The organism is Corynebacterium aurimucosum, from assembly GCF_046895345.1.
GTDB lineage: Bacteria > Actinomycetota > Actinomycetes > Mycobacteriales > Mycobacteriaceae > Corynebacterium > Corynebacterium aurimucosum_G.
In genome coordinates this window covers 1,703,498-1,719,994 of record NZ_CP160096.1, presented here as the reverse complement: position 1 = coordinate 1,719,994, position 16,497 = coordinate 1,703,498, and the positions used below count along the sequence as shown (strand labels likewise).

At 63.1% G+C, this 16,497-nt stretch carries 16 protein-coding genes; 5 read left to right on the top strand and 11 right to left on the bottom strand.

All coding sequences use genetic code 11. The features are described 5' to 3' along the window. Window positions 1-56 precede the first annotated feature (56 nt). The gene (locus tag ABZS45_RS08130; RefSeq protein ID WP_412099393.1) at window positions 57-947 is read left to right on the top strand and encodes a sucrase ferredoxin; all 891 of its coding nucleotides are present in this window, start codon (window positions 57-59) and stop codon (window positions 945-947) included. Here the strand turns inward: ABZS45_RS08130 and ABZS45_RS08125 are convergent. From ABZS45_RS08125 to ABZS45_RS08110, 4 genes are all read right to left on the bottom strand, one after another. Then, complete coding sequence (locus ABZS45_RS08125) at window positions 944-1,624, bottom strand: methionine ABC transporter permease (protein ID WP_143334286.1); 681 nt, start codon at window positions 1,622-1,624, stop codon at window positions 944-946. The genes ABZS45_RS08130 and ABZS45_RS08125 overlap by 4 nt on opposite strands. Further along, window positions 1,621-2,664 carry a methionine ABC transporter ATP-binding protein gene (locus ABZS45_RS08120; protein WP_412099392.1) on the bottom strand — a complete coding sequence of 348 codons (1,044 nt, stop codon included), beginning with the start codon at window positions 2,662-2,664 and terminating at the stop codon, window positions 1,621-1,623. Before ABZS45_RS08120 ends, ABZS45_RS08125 begins: the two co-directional genes overlap by 4 nt. A 107-nt stretch (window positions 2,665-2,771) precedes the next feature. After that, window positions 2,772-3,677 (bottom strand): MetQ/NlpA family ABC transporter substrate-binding protein, encoded by a 906-nt coding sequence (locus ABZS45_RS08115; RefSeq protein ID WP_412099390.1) that lies wholly within the window; start codon window positions 3,675-3,677, stop codon window positions 2,772-2,774. Window positions 3,678-3,716: 39 nt separating this feature from the next. Beyond that, the gene (locus ABZS45_RS08110) at window positions 3,717-4,616 is read right to left on the bottom strand and encodes a MetQ/NlpA family ABC transporter substrate-binding protein (RefSeq protein WP_412099389.1); all 900 of its coding nucleotides are present in this window, start codon (window positions 4,614-4,616) and stop codon (window positions 3,717-3,719) included. A gap of 164 nt (window positions 4,617-4,780) precedes the next feature. Between ABZS45_RS08110 and ABZS45_RS08105 the strand changes: the two genes are divergently transcribed. Beyond that, window positions 4,781-7,918, top strand: a complete 3,138-nt coding sequence (locus ABZS45_RS08105; RefSeq protein ID WP_412099388.1) for an error-prone DNA polymerase — start codon at window positions 4,781-4,783, stop codon at window positions 7,916-7,918. 6 nt (window positions 7,919-7,924) lie between these two features. Here the strand turns inward: ABZS45_RS08105 and ABZS45_RS08100 are convergent, their stop codons facing one another. Beyond that, the gene (locus ABZS45_RS08100; protein WP_412099387.1) at window positions 7,925-8,395 is read right to left on the bottom strand and encodes a hypothetical protein; all 471 of its coding nucleotides are present in this window, start codon (window positions 8,393-8,395) and stop codon (window positions 7,925-7,927) included. Window positions 8,396-8,402: 7 nt separating this feature from the next. Continuing rightward, entirely contained in the window at window positions 8,403-8,663 is a 261-nt protein-coding gene (locus tag ABZS45_RS08095; protein ID WP_412099386.1) for a helix-turn-helix transcriptional regulator, read from the bottom strand. Window positions 8,664-8,721: 58 nt separating this feature from the next. Here ABZS45_RS08095 and ABZS45_RS08090 point away from each other — a divergent pair, with 58 nt between their 5' ends. Next, on the top strand, window positions 8,722-9,171 hold the full coding sequence (locus ABZS45_RS08090) for a PH domain-containing protein (RefSeq protein WP_412099385.1): 450 nt from the start codon (window positions 8,722-8,724) through the stop codon (window positions 9,169-9,171). Then, a complete protein-coding gene (locus tag ABZS45_RS08085; protein ID WP_412099384.1) occupies window positions 9,168-10,571 on the top strand; it encodes a PH domain-containing protein in 1,404 nt (467 codons plus the stop codon). The genes ABZS45_RS08090 and ABZS45_RS08085 overlap by 4 nt, the downstream gene beginning before the upstream one ends. Here ABZS45_RS08085 and ABZS45_RS08080 read toward each other — a convergent pair. The 5 genes from ABZS45_RS08080 to ABZS45_RS08060 form a co-directional block, all read right to left on the bottom strand. Continuing rightward, entirely contained in the window at window positions 10,549-10,812 is a 264-nt protein-coding gene (locus ABZS45_RS08080) for a hypothetical protein (RefSeq protein WP_412099383.1), read from the bottom strand. The two genes, ABZS45_RS08085 and ABZS45_RS08080, sit on opposite strands and share 23 nt — an antisense overlap. Beyond that, window positions 10,812-12,743 carry a ferrous iron transport protein B gene (gene feoB, locus ABZS45_RS08075; protein ID WP_412099382.1) on the bottom strand — a complete coding sequence of 644 codons (1,932 nt, stop codon included), beginning with the start codon at window positions 12,741-12,743 and terminating at the stop codon, window positions 10,812-10,814. The genes ABZS45_RS08080 and feoB overlap by 1 nt, the downstream gene beginning before the upstream one ends. Window positions 12,744-12,746: 3 nt before the next feature. Then, on the bottom strand, window positions 12,747-12,980 hold the full coding sequence (locus tag ABZS45_RS08070) for a FeoA family protein (RefSeq protein ID WP_412099381.1): 234 nt from the start codon (window positions 12,978-12,980) through the stop codon (window positions 12,747-12,749). A gap of 151 nt (window positions 12,981-13,131) precedes the next feature. Continuing rightward, window positions 13,132-15,003 (bottom strand): pyruvate kinase, encoded by a 1,872-nt coding sequence (locus tag ABZS45_RS08065; protein WP_412099380.1) that lies wholly within the window; start codon window positions 15,001-15,003, stop codon window positions 13,132-13,134. Window positions 15,004-15,050: 47 nt separating this feature from the next. After that, complete coding sequence (locus ABZS45_RS08060) at window positions 15,051-15,521, bottom strand: tRNA (cytidine(34)-2'-O)-methyltransferase (RefSeq protein ID WP_412099379.1); 471 nt, start codon at window positions 15,519-15,521, stop codon at window positions 15,051-15,053. 24 nt (window positions 15,522-15,545) lie between these two features. On the opposite strand from ABZS45_RS08060, the gene ABZS45_RS08055 reads away from it, so the two are divergent. Next, window positions 15,546-16,400, top strand: coding sequence for a bifunctional methylenetetrahydrofolate dehydrogenase/methenyltetrahydrofolate cyclohydrolase (locus ABZS45_RS08055; RefSeq protein WP_412099378.1), 855 nt, complete (start codon window positions 15,546-15,548; stop codon window positions 16,398-16,400). The last annotated feature ends 97 nt before the right edge of the window (window positions 16,401-16,497 follow it).

The window sequence follows — 16,497 nt, the reverse complement described above, 5'->3', positions numbered from 1 at the left end:
GCTAGGCATCGTAACCACATTGTTGTGAAGAAAGTGATGCCAGTTAAGATGGCGCCATGACCTTCTGCTCCGACGTCCAGGTCGAGCCCCTGGCCGGTACCGCAAAACAAGAATCTGTGTACGTCCTCTTTGAGTGGCCCACGGCGTGGTCGCGCGACGTGCTTGACGGACGTACCTTTGGCCCCGGCTTGACTGCGAAGCTCAAGGCCAAGCTCAAAGGCGTGGCGGGCCTGCAACTCATTCGCCGCCCCGGGCGCGCCGGGCATGAGCGGGGGATGGGGCACTTCCGCTGTTTCGTCGTGTGGGCACGCGAGGGGTTGGTACAGGATTACGTCCTCAACGGCCCGGAGGACATCCTCGATCTGGATCTGGAGCACCCCACCGGCACCTGCCTGCCCCTGGTGCTCGTGTGTACCCACGCCAAGCGCGATGCCTGCTGCGCAATCAAGGGCCGCCCGCTTGCCGCCTCCCTGGCGTGCGAATTTGGGGAGACCGTGTGGGAAACCTCCCACACCAAGGGGCACCGTTTCGCGCCGTCAGTGCTGTTGATGCCCTGGGGCTATTCCTTTGGTCGCCTCAACGTAGACGCCGGCCGCGAGCTCGTGGGCAAGGCCTTGCACGGCGAGTATTTCTACCCCGCCAACAGAGGTTCCGGTCTTCACACTCCCCAAGGTCAGGTGGCGGAGCTTGCGGTAGCGCGCCAGCTTCTCGACGCCTCCGAGACCCTCCACTACGGCGACCTTACCGTCGACGCGGCGGACAACACCGCGGCGGACAACACCGCCGCGAGGAACGGCAACGCCGTCATGGTTGTACGCCACCGCGACGGCCGCGCATGGGACGTAGAACTCGAAGAAAAAGAGGTCTCCGGCGTCGTCTCCTCCTGCGGGGACAAACCGAAGACCTCTCGAATCTACGTCGCACGTCGCGTCGCGCGACGCGGCTAGCGGCGCATAATCTTGGCCGAGAGCCAGTTGCCGAAGAACTGCGCTGCCTGCACCAGCACGATGATGATGAGGGTTGCCACCACGGTGACTTCCCACTCGAAGGCGCGGTAGCCGTAGACAATGGCGAAGTCACCCAAGCCACCGCCGCCGACATAGCCCGCCATCGCGGACATATCGACGATGCCGATGAACAGGAAGGTGTAGCCCAGCACCAGCGGGCCGAGCGCCTCCGGAATGATGACCGTTGTGATGATCTTCCATGGCGAAGCACCCATCGCGCGGGCCGCCTCAATCACGCCCGGATCCAGCGCCACGAGGTTCTGCTCCACGATGCGCGCCACCGCGAAGGTAGCCGCGATCACCATGACGAACGTGGCCGGCTCCCGGCCGATGGAGCTGCCCAGCACCGCCACCGTCAGCGGCTGCACAAAGGCCAGCAAGATAATGAACGGAATCGGGCGAATAAAGTTCACCAGGATGTTGATGACGAAGTGAATGGGCTTGTTCTGCAGAATTCCGCCCGGGCGTGTGGTGTAGAGCAGGATGCCCAGCACGAGACCGATGATGCCGGCCACCACCAGGGTGGTGGCGACCATGATGAGGGTGTCCTTGATGGCGTCGACAAGCGTGCTGCCCAGTCGATCCCAATTGGCCTGCGCGAGGTAGGTGACGTTCATCGTTGGATCTCCTCAATATCGGTGGTGCGTTGCATGTGTGCGTAGAAATCTTCGATGGCCGCATCCGGGCCGTTGAGGCGCACGGTGATCTTGCCAAAGGAATGCTTCTGCAAGGTGGTGATGCCGCCGTGGACCACGGCGATGGACACGCCCTTGTCCGCGAGCTTGCCGGCGGCGTCGAAGAAGCCCGACTTTTCCGTCAAGTTGATGGTGAACAGGCGGCCCTCGTGGGCCAGCAGGTCATCGGCCTCAACGACGTCCGGGGTGTTGCGCAGCGAGGTGGCCACGAACTTCTCCGCCACCTTGGTCTGCGGATTGGAAAAGACCTCATAGACGCTGCCGGCCTCGATAACGCGTCCGCTTTCCATGACGGCCACCTTGTCGGCGATGGAGCGCACGACGTCCATCTCGTGAGTGATGACCACGATGGTGATGCCGAGGTCGCGGTTGACTTTGCGCAGCAGGTCAAGAACCTCGTGGGTGGTGGTGGGGTCGAGCGCCGAGGTGGCTTCATCTGCCAGCAGCAGGGAAGGGTTATTAGCCAGTGCGCGGGCGATGCCGACGCGCTGCTTCTGGCCACCGGAGAGCTGCTCCGGGTAGTTATCGCCCTTGTCCGCCAGGCCGACGAACTCCAGCAGTTCCTGTACGCGCTGTTTACGCTCTTGCTTGTCGACGCCCTGCAGCTTCAGCGGGTACTCAATATTGCCCGCCGCGGTGCGGGAGGACATGAGGTTGAACTGCTGGAAGATCATGCCGATGTTGCGGCGGATGCCGCGCAGCTTGGATTCGGGGAGGGGGACGACATCGGTGCCGTCGAGAAGCAGCTGCCCTGAGGTCGGCTTATCCAGGCCGTTGATCATGCGCACCAGCGTGGACTTGCCCGCGCCGGAGAAGCCGATGATGCCGATGATCTCGCCGGGCTCGACGGTCAAAGAGACATCATCAAGCGCTTTCGTGGTGGTTTTCTTGTTTTTAAAGACTTTGGTGATGTTGCGGAATTCAATCCGGGTGCCCCGGTGGGCGCCTTGTTGTTCAGTCACGTGGTTTTCCTTTGTACGTGTCCGTGTGGTGAATAAGCAGGGAGTAACGGGCAAAATCCCCCGGGTCACGCAAACGAGCGTGAGCGCGGGGGAGGAGGGAGATTCGCTTAGCTGGAGGAGGCTTCCTCTTCCAAGCGCTCCAGAATCTCCTGAAGCTCTGGCTGCGGTTTATCCACGAAGATGGTGGTGCCACCTGTGGTGTCTTGTACCGCGGCTTTCACCTCATCAGAGAGGTAGAGTTCAGCCAGCTTCTTGACCTTCTCATTGTCTTTGTCTTTTTCCTGCACAGCCCACACGTTGACGTAGGGGTCGAACAGGATCTTCGGGTCGGCGTTGGGGTTCTCCGGGTCGTCGTAAAGCACGGCGTCGGCCGGGTTGATACCCGCGCGCTTGAAGAAGGAGTTGGTGATGATGGCGGGCTTGCCTTCGCCGAAGGCGGACGGGGTCTGGGAAGCATCGACCGGGGTGATGCTCACCTTGGATGCGGCCTCGTCGATGTCGGCGGGGTCCGGGGTGAGCTTGCCCTCTTCCTTGAGCACCAGCAAACCGTTGGCAGCTAGCAGGTTGATGGCGCGGCCCTGGTTGGTGGCGTCGTTGGGGATGGCGATGTCTTGGCCCTCAATGCCGTCGATGCTGTCGTGGCCCTTCCAGAACAGCGGCATGGGGTAGACCTGCGTGGAGGCCACCGGAACGAGGTTCGTGCCGTTGCCCACGTTGTACTCAGCGAGGAACTTCAGGTGCTGGAACTTGTTGGTATCCGTGCTGCCCTCAGCCAGGGACTGGTTGGGGGTGGCATAGTCGGTGAAGCTCTTCATCTCGATCTCGATGCCTTCCTTGGCAGCGAGTTCTTTGAGTACGCCCCACTCCGGAAGCTCGGCGTCGGTGGTGCCGATGATGATGGGATCCTCGGCGGTGCCGGCAGCGAAATCGGAGCTTGCAGACGAGCAGGCGACCAGGCTGGTAGCGGCAACCAAGCTAGCGGCGGCGGCTGCTACGAGGCGGCGGATGCGCATGATTCGTCCTTTACTAGTTAGTCAGTGGTGGGATTGTGCTTAGACCTGCTCTTCGAGGCGCTCCAGGATCTCCTGGAGCTCCTCCTGGGAGCGGTCGACGGCCACGGCGGTGTCGCCGGAGGACTTCAGAACGGCGTCGGTGACCTTCTGGTCCTTCCACAGCTCGGCCAGTTCGTGGAGGGTCTCGTTATCGGCGTCGTCGGCGCGCACGGCCCAGACGTTGATGTAGGGCTCGGCCTCGGTGGAGTCCGGGTCATCCTGAGCGACGGCAGACTGCGGGTCAATGCCAGCGCGCTCGAGGAAGGAGTTGTTGATGACTGCCGGCTTGCCCTCGCCGTACGCGGCCGGGGTCTGGGCGGCGTCCACCGGGGTGACCTTGACCTTGGACTTCTCCTCATCGATGTCCAGCGGGGTGGGGGTCAGCGGGCTGCCTTCCTTGAGGGTGACCAGGCCTTCCTGAACCAGCAGGCCGATGGCGCGGCCCTGGTTGGTGGAGTCATTCGGGATGGCGACTTCCTGGCCCTCGATGTCAGCGAGGTCCTTGTGGTCCTTCCAGTAGATGGCCAGCGGGTAGATTTCGGTGGCGGCCAGCGGGACGAGGTCGGTGCCGTTGCCCTTGTTGTACTCAGCGAGGAACTTCAGGTGCTGGAACTTGTTCGTTGTCAGCTTGCCCTGGTCCAGAGCCTGGTTCGGAGTGTTGTAATCGGAGAAATTCTCCAGCTTGACGTCGAAGCCAGCTTCCTTGGCCAGGTCCTGGAAGACGGCCCACTCTTCCATGTTGGCGTCGGTGGTGCCGATGGTGATGGTGGAGTCCTTGGTGATGGCTTCGCCGGAATCCTTGGACTCGGCGGAGTCCGAGGAGTCGGAGGAGCAAGCAACCAGGCCGGTTGCGGCGATGACGGCTGCCGAGGTGGCAGCAAGTACGCGACGGATGCTCATGGTGGGTTCCTAGTGTCCCTTCTTGGTTTGTGCGGCAAGTCGTGTCACCGCAGGAGTTTGCACTGCAGGAAAAACTAGCAACGATTGAACCGCTTTGTCTATCCAGGAGATTGTTCAACGATAACCTTGACGGGAACCTGTGTTCGAATCTAATGTGTGGGGCTATGAGATTCAATGGGGGTAAGGCGCTGCCGTGGTCCCGGGTGGAGAGGATTCTCTCGGGGCGTCCGGGCCCTGTCCCGGTCTCGGTGGATCATCTGTCGCAGGTCAGGGGCGTGCCGAAGGTAGAGCATTCTTCCGTGCCTTTTGCGGAGCTACACGCGGTAAGTTCCTATAGCTTTCTGCGCGGCGCCTCTGAGCCAGAAGAGCTCGTGGCGCGCGCCGCCGAACTGGGTTTGCGGGGGATTGCGCTGGTAGATCGGGATGGATTCTATGGTTTGATGAAATTTGCGGAGGCTGCCGCCAAAGTTGGTTTGCCTGCAGTCTTTGGTGCGGAGCTCAGTCTCGACCCGGCCCCGCTGACCGTTCTGGCGCGCACCCCGGAGGGCTATCGGCGTCTATCCCGGCTCATCGCCCGCGCCCACATGGAGGCGGGGGAGAAGGGGGTCGTGTCCTATCCTTCATTGCCGGAGATTGGTGCGCTGCTGCAGGATGAGTGCCTCTTCCTGGTGGGCTGGGAGTGGTCGGAGTATTTCGATCATCTGGTCGATGGAATAAAAATAGACAGCATGGTTCTGGAGTACGCATGTACCCAGCTCCCAGAGGATGCGGACCACCACCTACTGCTGGATTCCTTGCCGGTTCCGCGCGCCATCGCTTCCGCCCACCCGGCTGCCGCCACACGGGAACACGCGCGGTTGGCCGGGGCCAAACAAGCCTTGTCCAGACGCCTCGCGCTTGCCGACGCCTCCCCCAACTCCCACCCCATGGGCTCGTCCTGGCTGCGTTCTGGGGAACAGATGGCGCGCCTGCTTCCTGAGCGCCCCGAGCTTATTGCGGAGACCGTCCGCGTCCTCGAGGAATGCAGCTTCACGTGGGAGGCGCTGGCCCCGAACCTGCCTGACTTCGACGTACCAGAAGGGCATACCGAGATGTCCTGGCTGGAGCACCTCACTTTCGAGCGCGCGGCAGTGCGCTATGCCACGCGCCCCGAGGAGGTTCGGCGCAGGGCGTGGGAGCAGATGCGCTATGAGCTGGGTGTGGTGAAGCAGCTGGGATTTCCCGGCTACTTCCTTATCGTGTGCGATCTGGTGGATTTTTGTAAACGGGAAAACATCCTGTGTCAGGGGCGCGGGTCGGCGGCGAATTCGGCGGTGTGTTTCGCGTTGGGGATTACGAACGCGGAGCCGATTTCCGCGGGCCTACTTTTTGAGCGCTTCCTCTCCCCGGATCGTGACGGTCCGCCGGATATCGACATTGACATTGAATCCGGGCGGCGCGAGGAGGTTATCCAGTACGTCTACGCCAAGCACGGCCGTGAGAGGGCGGCGCAGGTGGCCAACGTGATTACGTATCGCCGCAAAGGCGCGCTGCGGGATGCTGCCCGCGCGTTGGGCTACCCACAGGGCTCGGCCGATGCCTGGTCGAAGGGCATGGCGCCCGCGCCTTCGGAGGTTGAAACCTTGGCCAAGCAGTTTCTGGGGCAGCCGCGCCATCTGGGTATTCACTCCGGCGGCATGGTGCTGTGTGATCGACCGATTGCGGATGTCGTGCCCGTGGAATGGGCGCGCATGGAAAATCGCTCGGTTCTGCAGTGGGATAAGGACGATTGCGCCGCAGCTGGGCTGGTGAAATTCGACCTGTTGGGCCTAGGCATGCTCGAAGCCCTGCACCACATGATGGACTTGGTGGAGGAGAGCACCGGCCGGGTGGTCAACTTATGGGAGCTGGACCTGGCTGACGTGGAAGTCTATGACATGCTGTGTCGCGCGGATGCGGTGGGGGTGTTCCAGGTGGAATCGCGCGCGCAGCTGAGCACGTTGCCGCGGTTCAAACCGCGGGTCTTCTTCGACCTCGTGGTGGAGGTCGCACTCATCCGGCCGGGCCCTATCCAGGGCGGGTCGGTGCACCCCTACCTGCGCCGCCGCGATGGCAAGGAGCCGGTGACCTATGACCATCCGGTGCTAGAGAAGTCCCTGGGCAAGACGCTGGGAATTCCGCTTTTTCAGGAGCAGCTCATGCAGATTGCAGTCGATGCTGCCGGGTTCAGCGGTGCGGAGGCGGATGACCTGCGGCGTGCGATGGGATCGAAGCGCTCGCCGGCAAGGATGGCAGCTCTCAAGCAGCGCTTCTACGAGGGGCTTGAAGAGACCAACGGGATTACCGGCGAAATCGCGGACAAGCTGTGGGCCAAGATAGTGGCTTTCGCCGCTTACGGCTTCCCGGAGTCCCACTCGCAGTCTTTTGCCTCCTTGGTGTACTTTTCGGCGTGGTTTAAGCGCTATTACCCGGCGCAGTTTTGCGTGGGCTTGTTGCGCGCGCAGCCGATGGGTTTCTACTCGCCGCAGTCCCTCATTCAGGATGCCCGCCGCCATGGGGTGGAGGTGCTGCCGGTCAGCGTCAACGAGTCGGGCCGCGAGGCCCGCGCTGTGGTGGGAGAGGACGGCGAGGTTCGCATCCGCCTGGGGCTTAACCTCATCAAAGGCTTGGGGGATAAGGCCGCCGACCGTATTGAGGCGGCCGCGCCGTTTGCCGACGTCCCCGATCTCTCCCGACGCGCCGACCTCACCGTTGATCACCTGGAGGCCCTCGCGGTGGCGGGGGCCTTGGATGTCTTTGGGGTGGATCGCCGCCAGGCCTTGTGGCAGGCCGGCGTGGCAGCGACGGAGCGGGAGGGGATGCTGCCGGGGCTGTCGGCCATTGCGGCGCCCGCGCTTCCCGGTATGAGCGCGTTTGAGCTCATGGCGGCGGACGTGGCGAGCACCGGCGTGACCCACAACCAGCAGCCCATGGAGCAGGCGCGCGGGGCGCTGCGGGCCCGCGGGATGCTGAGTGCCGCGGATTTACCCGGCGTGGAGGATGGGACCCGCGTGCGCATCGCCGGGGTGGTCACGCACCGCCAGCGTCCGCAGACGGCGGGTGGTGTGGTCTTCTTTGGACTGGAGGATGAGACCGGGTTGATGAACGTCATGGTCACGCCCGGTCTATGGGCTCGGGATAAAGTCACCGCCCGCACCGCACCCGCGCTCATCGTGCGTGGCATCGTGCAGAACGCTTCCGGCGCGGTCACTATTGCCGCGGACCGCCTTGAGCCGCTGGCCTTCGGTGAGGCACTCTCGCGCGGCTCGCGCGACTTCCGCTAAGTGGTTTTACTCCTTGGAGATGAGCTCGTCGCGGTTCATCTTTCCGGCGAGGGAACGCGCCACGGAGAAGGGCAGCCACACCAGTAACAGCAGGATGAGCTTGAAGTAGAGCAGGGATACGAACACGCCATCCATGATGGGCATGGTTCGCGCACCCCAACTAATGACGCCGGTGAGCAGCAGCAGAATGACAAGTGCGGCGAGTGAGAACTTGAGGCCGTCGTCACGCGCTTCGACGTGCTGCTGCATCTGATACTCGTCGAGTTCCGTCGTGGGCAGGTCTGCCGAGTTGATGGTTGTGCGCAGGCGCGCCGTCATCAGTGCGCACAGCAGCGTTCCGAGAGCGGCCACCATCAGTGAGGTGAACAGGTCCCAGAACTGCAGGGGGAGGGACAGGATGATGAGGAGGGTGGACAGGTCGGCCAGGGTGCTGTAGCGCTTGCGGGTCTTTACTGAATTGGGAATAGAGGCGGACATGTGTGTCTTATCCTTTTCGGTAGATTTCGGAGGACATAGGGGTGAATTCGGTCCGGGAGAACACGGCTTCCACGGGTAGGTCGAAGACCTCGCAGACGTTGAAAGCAAGATCCAGGCTGGGGGAGTGGTCGCCGCGCTCGAGGGCGCCGACGGTTTGGGGGTTGACCTCAATCATTTCGGCAAGCTGCGCGCGCGTCATGTCCCGTTCAACGCGGAGAACGCGCACCCGGTTAAATAGTGGGCGTTTCGGCTTCTTCTTTGGGGACATGCACCACAGTGTTGTATAAACCCAATGAGTTGTCAAGGGTTCGTGTTAAAGTTGCGGCATGAATTCCGTATCCCCGTCACTCACTAAAGCCCGCTACATTTCGCGTTTGAGTTGGGACGTCATTCTTGCTGCCCTGGCGGCCGGGGCGGCGTATTTCTGGTGGGATTGGCTCTATTGGGTCGCCGGCGCGCTCATCGTGTGGGCGCTCTACGAACTCTGGCTCATCCCCGCGCAAGTCAGGAACTTAGGCTGGCAGGAAACCGCCGACGAACTCTTGGTTACGCGCGGCAAAATCTGGCACACCTTCACTGTCGTGCCCTATGGCCGCATCCAATTCGTCGACGTCACCGCCGGCCCTATCGAGCGCGCGATGGGGCTGAAGAAGGTGCAGTTGCACACGGCGTCGCCCAGCAGCGACGCCACCATTCCCGGCCTACCCGCAGCTGAGGCCGATGCCCTTCGCGAGCGCCTCGCCGTCAAGGCCCGCGAGAGGATGAGTGGGCTGTGAAGGATCGCGCGCTTGTCGACGTCGACGGCTACACCCGCGTCCACCGCCTCACCCCGCTGCTGCGCTTCTGGTCGCTGATCCTGGCGATGTTGGCTATTTTTGCGGTGAACATCAACGCCTCCATGATTTCTGATGTTCTGTCTTACCTGCAGGGCGGGCACTTGGGCGAGGTTGGCCGCGGAAGTCTGCTGGGGATCGGTGGCTTCGTGCTGGTGTGTGCGGTGATTTGGCTGGTCTCCGGAATCTGGTGGCGCAAGTTGGGCTACAAGCTCACCGAGGATGAAATCGCTCTGCGCCATGGGGTCATCTCTACGTCTTTCCGTTCGGCGCGTTATGAGCGAATCCAAGCGGTGGACGTCGTGGAATCCATCATCGCGCGCCTGTTGGGGCTGGCCGCGGTGCGCGTGGAGACCGCGGGTGGCACCTCTTCCGTCATTAAAATTGAGTACCTGTCCAAGGCGAAAGCGGAAGAACTGCGTGCGGAATTGCTGCGGCGCACGAATAAAGAACCGGCCAGTGAACCGGCGCCAGAAGCGGAGGAAGCCGCCCTGATCCCGGAAATCCCCATCCTGCGCACGATTGCCGCCGAGGCGCTGCGCCTTCCCACGCTGATTACCGCGCTCGTTGTTGGTGGCTTGCTCTTCATTCCTGGCATGTGGACCGCGCTTTTGCCCATCATCGTGGGCTACCTGGGCCGCGTGTGGAGCTTGGTGGACTCCTCGTGGACGTTCACCGCGCTTCACGACGCCCCCACCAACGCCCTCAACGTCTCCTACGGCCTCGCCGATCGACGCCGCCAAACTATCCGCATCAGTCGCATTCACGGCGTGCGGGTGAGCCAGCCTTTCCTGTGGCGGCGCTTCGGCTGGTACGAGGTGCAGGTCTCTGTCGCTGGCTATGGTGCGAAGGGCAGCGGCAAGCAGTCTGGGTCCACGCGTATCCTGCCGGTGGGTACCCGCGAGCAGGCGCTGGAGCTGTTGGCGCTCGTCTCAGATCTGGACCGCACACAGATTGAAGAGTATGCACGCCCTGAAGGACACACCCAGCCCACCTACACATCCCCGCGCCGGGCTACCTGGGTAAGCCCGCTTGACCGCGCGCAGCAGTCGGTGACGCTGGTGGAATCACCTCAGCCTGTCACCATCGTGCACCGTGGTCGCATCAATCGCCGCGTCATGGTGATCGGTACCCCGCATATCCAGGAGCTCACGCTGAAGGTGGGGCCCTTTAGCCACCTTGCAGGCGTGCGCACTGTGCGCTTTGACCTCGTGGCGGGGCCAGTAAAGATGGCCGGCCAGGACCTCACGCCGGCCGACGCTGACGCGCTTCTTTCCCGCTTGCGCACCCGCCGCCTGCCGTCCCTAGAAAACCCAGAGCTTAAGGCCGACGGCGAAGCTTAAGTAGCACCGGCCCGCGGGTGCCACTGGGGCCCGCGCAGGCCGAGGCTGCGGAACAAGAGCCGCAGCCGCCCGCGGGGCAAGACCCCAGCGGCTCCATGTCCAGAACCCCGGAAGCCATGAGGTGGTCCAGGATGAGATCCACCGTGCCTGGCTCGAGACCGGTTTCGGCAGCGATAGCCGCGCGCGAGCGCACACCGGATTCGATGGCTCCCTGCACGGCCTGGATGGGGGATGCAGGCACTAGATAAACACCTTCAACACCTGGAAGGCCGCCACGGCCAGTACCCAGGCGGTAGCAAGCTGGACGCCGAAGCCGAAGAGCGTCCAGCGCCAGCCAATCTCGCGGCGCTGCGCGGCAATCGTGGCCACGCAGGGGGTATAGGCCAACAGGAAGAGCATGTAGGCCCACACTGCGGCGAGGGCATGACCGCCGGAAGCCTGCTCGAAATCTGCACGCACATGGTCACTAAGCGCGCTGTGGGATTGCTCCTCAGCGGAGGCATCGGTGACGTCCTCGACGGCGTAGGTCTGCGCCCACGTTGAAATCAGCGCCTCTTTGGCCACGAAACCAGTGACCAGCGGGCCAGCCAAGGACCAAGAATCGAAGCCGGCTGGGGCAAAGGCCGGGGCAATGGTGCGCGAGACCGCGCCATAGGCCGAATCCTTCGGGGCTGGTGGTTCACCCCACGACGAATCCTGCGCCGCAGCCCCAACCGGGATGGCCATGAGCAGCCACACCACGACCACGGTGCTCACGATGATGCCGCCAGCGGTCTGCAAAAAGCCCTTCAAGCGCGTCCACATGACGCTGAACGCAAGGCGCACCGTGGGCAGCTGGTACGTCGGAAGATCAATAACCAGTGCTTCTTCCGGAACCGCGCGCCACAAAGTCTTGCGCAGGGCCAGCCCCACCAGCACGAGCAGCGCGATGGAGATGACGTACATAATAAAGACCACGCTGCCGGCATGCTCCGGGAAGAATGTGGCCGAGAGCATGACGAAGACCACCAAGCGCGCCGAGCACGAGGTAAACGGGATGAGCAGCGCCGTCATGATGCGATGTCGCGGGCTACCCAGCACGCGGGTGGCGGAAATCGCCGGCACGTTGCAGCCAAAGCCCACGACGATGGGGATGAAAGCCTTGCCCGGCAGACCGATGGCCCGCATAAGGCGATCCGTGACCACCGCCGCACGCGCCATATAGCCGGAATCCTCCAACACCGCCAAGCACAAGAACATTAGCGCCATGAGCGGGGCGAAGGTGAGGACCATGCCGACGCCGCCAATGAGGCCGTCGACAAGCAGGCCCGTGATGAGGGGATGACCGAGACCGATGGCCTCCAGCCCCGCCCGCGCCCAGTCGCTCAACGGGCCGGAAACCAGCGCCTCCAAGCCATCCTGGAGGGGAGCGGCCACGGTGGTGGTGATCTGGAAGACCAGCCACATCACGGCCAGGAACAGCAGCGGCCCGGCTACCGGGTGGAGTGCTACTGCATCGAGGCGGTGTGAGAGAGGTGTGGCATGCTCCACCTCGCTGACCGAGGCCTTCGCTGCCGCATCCAGCTCGGCGAAGCGGCCCTCCAGGCCGGTGTCCTCGCGCAGCTGCACGGGCTCAGTTGCCAAAGACTCCATCACAACCTCGCGCAGCTTCTCGACGCCCTCCCTCCTGCGCCCATCAACCACCACCACCGGGATGGAGGTAGCTTCAGCGAGCGCGGCGGGATCGACCGACTGGCCCTGGTTGAGCGCCACGTCGGTCTTGGTCAGTGCGATGATGAGGCGGTAAGGCTGTTCCGCTAATTGGAGGGCGACGTTAAGGCCGCGCGCCACGGCGCTGGCATCGACGACCACGACGACGGCGTCGGGGCGCTCATCTGCGGGGCAATCGATGAGCATGGCGCGGGTGAGCGCCTCATCGGGGCTGAGCGGATCGAGCGAATAGGTGCCGGGGAAGTCGATGAGATCGGCGGTAGATTCACCCAGCTTCCAGGCGCCGCGGCTGACCTCAACGGTGGTACCCGGCCAGTTGCCGGTCTGCGCTTTCGCGCCGGTTAAGGCATTAAAGAGCGTGGACTTGCCAGAATTGGGGGAGCCGACGAGCGCGATGATGGGAGCGCCTAGAGGGGCTACTGCGCCGCCCGGATTGCCGTGGCAGCTAGGAGAGGAGGCCATGGTTTAGACCTCGATGGCTTGTAGTGTCGCTTTATCGATGGCGTAGCGGCAGCTGCCCACCGAGACAACGCGCGCGCCACCGGCCACGCGCGGGCCCATGGTCAGCGTGGCGCCGGGGCGGATTCCTAGTTCGCCGAGGCGTACCGCCAGTGCGGCATCGCAGGTGCAGGAGATGCACTCTTTCCCAAGGTGATGCTGCACCCCACGGGGATAGCGTCGGCGGTTTGTCGTGGGCACTGAGATAACTTCACGGTGAGCCCTCTTTCTTAAATAAGCACTACCGAATAAGCATTACCTTTATAGGCTACCCTTAGTAAACATAGGTCTGTCTAGGTTTTGTAGCTATCTCTTAGGTGATCCTCACCACGCGGCGCAGGTGCGCCACGTATTAGGCGTTTGGGGTGGTCCAGCTGCTGACCTGCCGCAGCCTCTGACGGTTCTTCAACCGCGATTGACCCAGCTTGCGGGACATGCGGTCCAGAATCTGGATGGCCTCCGTGATGTGCGGGCCCTTGTTGAGCATCACGCACTCCGCGCGCAGCGCATAGCCGGCGTCCGTGATTTCCGCGCGGGAGGGAAGCCCGGTCTTGGCCAGGGTTTCTAGAACCTGCGTGGCCATGATGACCGGGATGTGGGCCGACTCCGCGACCTTCATGATGCGCCCTGGAACCTGGACCATCTGCTCAAAACCCAATTCCACGGCCAAGTCACCACGCGCAATCATGATGCCGAACTTGGCATGCCGCATGCCCTCCAGCAGCACGCTTCCCAGCTGCTCATAGGCCGGTACCGTCTCAATCTTGAGCACGATGCCCAGGTCGCGCACGTGCAGCGCCATTTCTTCCGAGTCCTGCTCGGCGGCGATCTTTTCCAGCGTGTCATAGAGGAAAGCCACATCAGCCGGCGTGCGGATGAAGGAGACCGCCGCGATATCGCAGTGCGTGGCCACAAAACGAAGCGCTTCGATGTCTTCCTCGGTGAGGCTGGGCAGCGGGACGTCAGTATCCGGCAGGTTGATTCCCTTATATGCCGCCAGGTTGGTGCCGGTAGGCCCGGCATGCTCCACGGTGACCACCGCCTCGCGCGCCGCACCATTCACCCGCACTTCGCGGACACGACCGGAGATCGCGCCGTCATCGAAAATCACCCGGTGGCCCACCTGAAGCGCACCGATTACCTCCGGCAGCGTACACCCAATAGTGGTCACCTCACCCTCCGCGATGCGCGCCGGCTCCTGCGAAGTGCTGAGCACCAACTCCTCGCCGCGGTGCAGGCGAATCTTCTGCTCGAGAGCCGGCACCCCATGCACCCGGGTGATCTCCCCGCCGTGGTTCAAGACCGTTCCCTCGGCGAGGTAGCAGTTGCGCTCGCCACGCAGCACGGCCACGCCTGCCTCCGCGCTCTCCACAGTGAACACCCGGGAGCGCCCACGTGCTTCGGTAAAACACACTTCGCTGCCAGGCTCCAAGCCAGCCAACCACTCGCCGTCCACCTCGAGTGCTACAGCCGGGCGCGCCGCGCTTGGCGACGCCTCCCTCGCCACCCCCTGGGCGCGGGTGGTGGAGGGGGCGTCGTGAAGCACGAGTGTTGCAGGACTCAGCAGCTCGCCTGCTGCGGTGCGCTCGCCGCGGACACGGATGACCTGCGGGCCCGGCTCGATCGTGCCGGTGCGGACCTTGGGGCCAGCAATATCGCAGGAAATGAGAATCTCGCGCCCCACCTCTTTGGCGGCGCGGTGAACGTGCTCGACCATCTTCTGCCAAGCCGCCTGGTCATCGTGGGCACAGTTGATGCGGGCTAACTCCATGCCCGCGCGGGCGAAACCGAGAACCAGCTCATAGTCCTCCGCGGCCTCGGTGGGAAGCGTCACCATGATGCGCGCGTGCGTGTCCTCCTGGGTGGGGCCGAGGAGGGCTTCCGTGTTGGCGTCGAGGATATCGTCCGCGTCCGCATAGGCCGTGGCGATGGGCCGCACGGGATAGGTCGCCGCCTGGCCTTCGAAGGCATCGAGCACGTTGCGCGCGGCGTGGAGGCGCTCCAGCACCGCGGGCTCCGGGTGGCTCAGGCTGGTTGCGCCCAGTGCGGTAAGGCCTTCTTGGAGTTCGACGGCGTCCTGGGAACGCAATTCCATATAACGCACGAGGTTGACCGCACCGGGGCGGTGGATGGGATCCACGCGCGCTATCTGCGCGGCGTGTGCGGCAGACGAAGCTTCGACGCGGGTAATGAGGGAATCAAGCAGTGGGCGCAGGCTAGGCAAGGTGTCTCCTTCGATGTAAAAGTCCACCCATATTGTGCCGCGACTTGTTACACCGCGCCATGGAAGCCGAGCTGGCGCCAAGCCTCGTACACGGCAGTTGAGGCCGCGTTGGAAAGATTCATCGAACGTCGTGCCGGCATCATGGGGATGCGCACGCGCTCCGTTACCCGAGGATGGAAGGCGTGCTCTTCCGGCAGGCCGGTCGGCTCGGTGCCGAAGAGGAGGACATCCCCCTCCTGGTATTCCACGTCGGTGAACCACTTATCCGTGTGGGTGGTGAAGGCGAAGACCCGCGCATCGGGGAGGGCCTCCATGCAGGCATCGAAATCTTTGTGAATCTTGAGGTCTGCTAAGTCGTGGTAGTCCAAGCCTGCGCGCTTGAGGTGCTTGTCCTCGAAGTTGAAGCCGAGCGGTTCGATGAGGTGCAGGCTCGCGCCCGTGACGGCGGCGGTGCGGATAGCGTTGCCGGTGTTGGTAGGGATCACGGGGTTGTCGAAGACAATGTGCAAGCGGCTCATAGACATCAGTCTAGGATGGTGGGCATGAGCGCTACCAAACTAGATGGCAACCTGTACCGCGACGAGATTTTCGAGGACCTGGCCCAGCGCGTGGCCACCCTCAAGGAAAAGGGGATTACCCCGGGCCTGGCCACAGTCCTCGTGGGTGATGATCCGGGTTCGCATTCCTACGTGAAGATGAAGCACCGCGATTGCGAGAAGCTCGGAATCAACTCGATTCGCAAAGACCTGCCTGCCGACGTCTCCCAAGAGGAGCTGGAGCGCGTCATCGAGGAACTCAACAACGATGACGCCTGCACCGGCTATATCGTGCAGCTGCCCTTGCCGAAGCACCTGGATGAAAACCGCGTGCTGGAGCTCATCGATCCAGCCAAGGATGCCGATGGTTTGCACCCGATCAATCTGGGCAAGCTGGTGCTCAACGAGGAAGCCCCGCTGCCGTGCACGCCGAATGGCTGCATCCACCTGCTGCGCCGCTTTGGGGTAGAGCTCGATGGCGCGAAGGTCGTGGTCATTGGCCGCGGCGTGACCGTGGGCCGCCCGATTGGCCTGATGCTGACCCGCCGTAGTGAGAATTCCACGGTGACGCTGTGCCACACCGGTACCAAGGACCTCGCCGCGGAGACCCGTGAAGCCGATGTCATTATCGCCGCCGCAGGCAAGGCACACATGCTCACCGCCGATATGGTCAAGGAAGGCGCCGCGGTTCTCGACGTCGGTGTGTCCCGCGTCGACGGGAAACTCGCCGGCGATGTGGCCGAGGACGTCTGGGAGAAGGCCGGCTTCGTGTCCCCGAACCCGGGCGGCGTGGGCCCGCTGACGCGTGCTTTCCTGGTGAGCAACATCGTCGAGCGTGCCGAGAAGCTCGCCGCTGACTAACGTTTGCTGAATAACGTTTACTGCAAGCACACGTCGAACTCGAGCATGTGAGTAGCAAGAATGACGGACCAACCTGCACAATCACAGGCGAACCCGC

Bases quoted from the DNA above. Each gene is read 5' to 3' on its own strand.
- feoB (WP_412099382.1), bottom strand. From the start codon at position 12,743: ATGGCCTCCTCTCCTAGCTGCCACGGCAATCCGGGCGGCGCAGTAGCC.
- ABZS45_RS08105 (WP_412099388.1), top strand. From the start codon at position 4,781: ATGAGATTCAATGGGGGTAAGGCGCTGCCGTGGTCCCGGGTGGAGAGG.
- ABZS45_RS08130 (WP_412099393.1), top strand. From the start codon at position 57: ATGACCTTCTGCTCCGACGTCCAGGTCGAGCCCCTGGCCGGTACCGCA.
- ABZS45_RS08060 (WP_412099379.1), bottom strand. From the start codon at position 15,521: ATGAGCCGCTTGCACATTGTCTTCGACAACCCCGTGATCCCTACCAAC.
- ABZS45_RS08090 (WP_412099385.1), top strand. From the start codon at position 8,722: ATGAATTCCGTATCCCCGTCACTCACTAAAGCCCGCTACATTTCGCGT.
- ABZS45_RS08095 (WP_412099386.1), bottom strand. From the start codon at position 8,663: ATGTCCCCAAAGAAGAAGCCGAAACGCCCACTATTTAACCGGGTGCGC.
- ABZS45_RS08100 (WP_412099387.1), bottom strand. From the start codon at position 8,395: ATGTCCGCCTCTATTCCCAATTCAGTAAAGACCCGCAAGCGCTACAGC.
- ABZS45_RS08110 (WP_412099389.1), bottom strand. From the start codon at position 4,616: ATGAGCATCCGTCGCGTACTTGCTGCCACCTCGGCAGCCGTCATCGCC.
- ABZS45_RS08055 (WP_412099378.1), top strand. From the start codon at position 15,546: ATGAGCGCTACCAAACTAGATGGCAACCTGTACCGCGACGAGATTTTC.
- ABZS45_RS08125 (WP_143334286.1), bottom strand. From the start codon at position 1,624: ATGAACGTCACCTACCTCGCGCAGGCCAATTGGGATCGACTGGGCAGC.
- ABZS45_RS08115 (WP_412099390.1), bottom strand. From the start codon at position 3,677: ATGCGCATCCGCCGCCTCGTAGCAGCCGCCGCCGCTAGCTTGGTTGCC.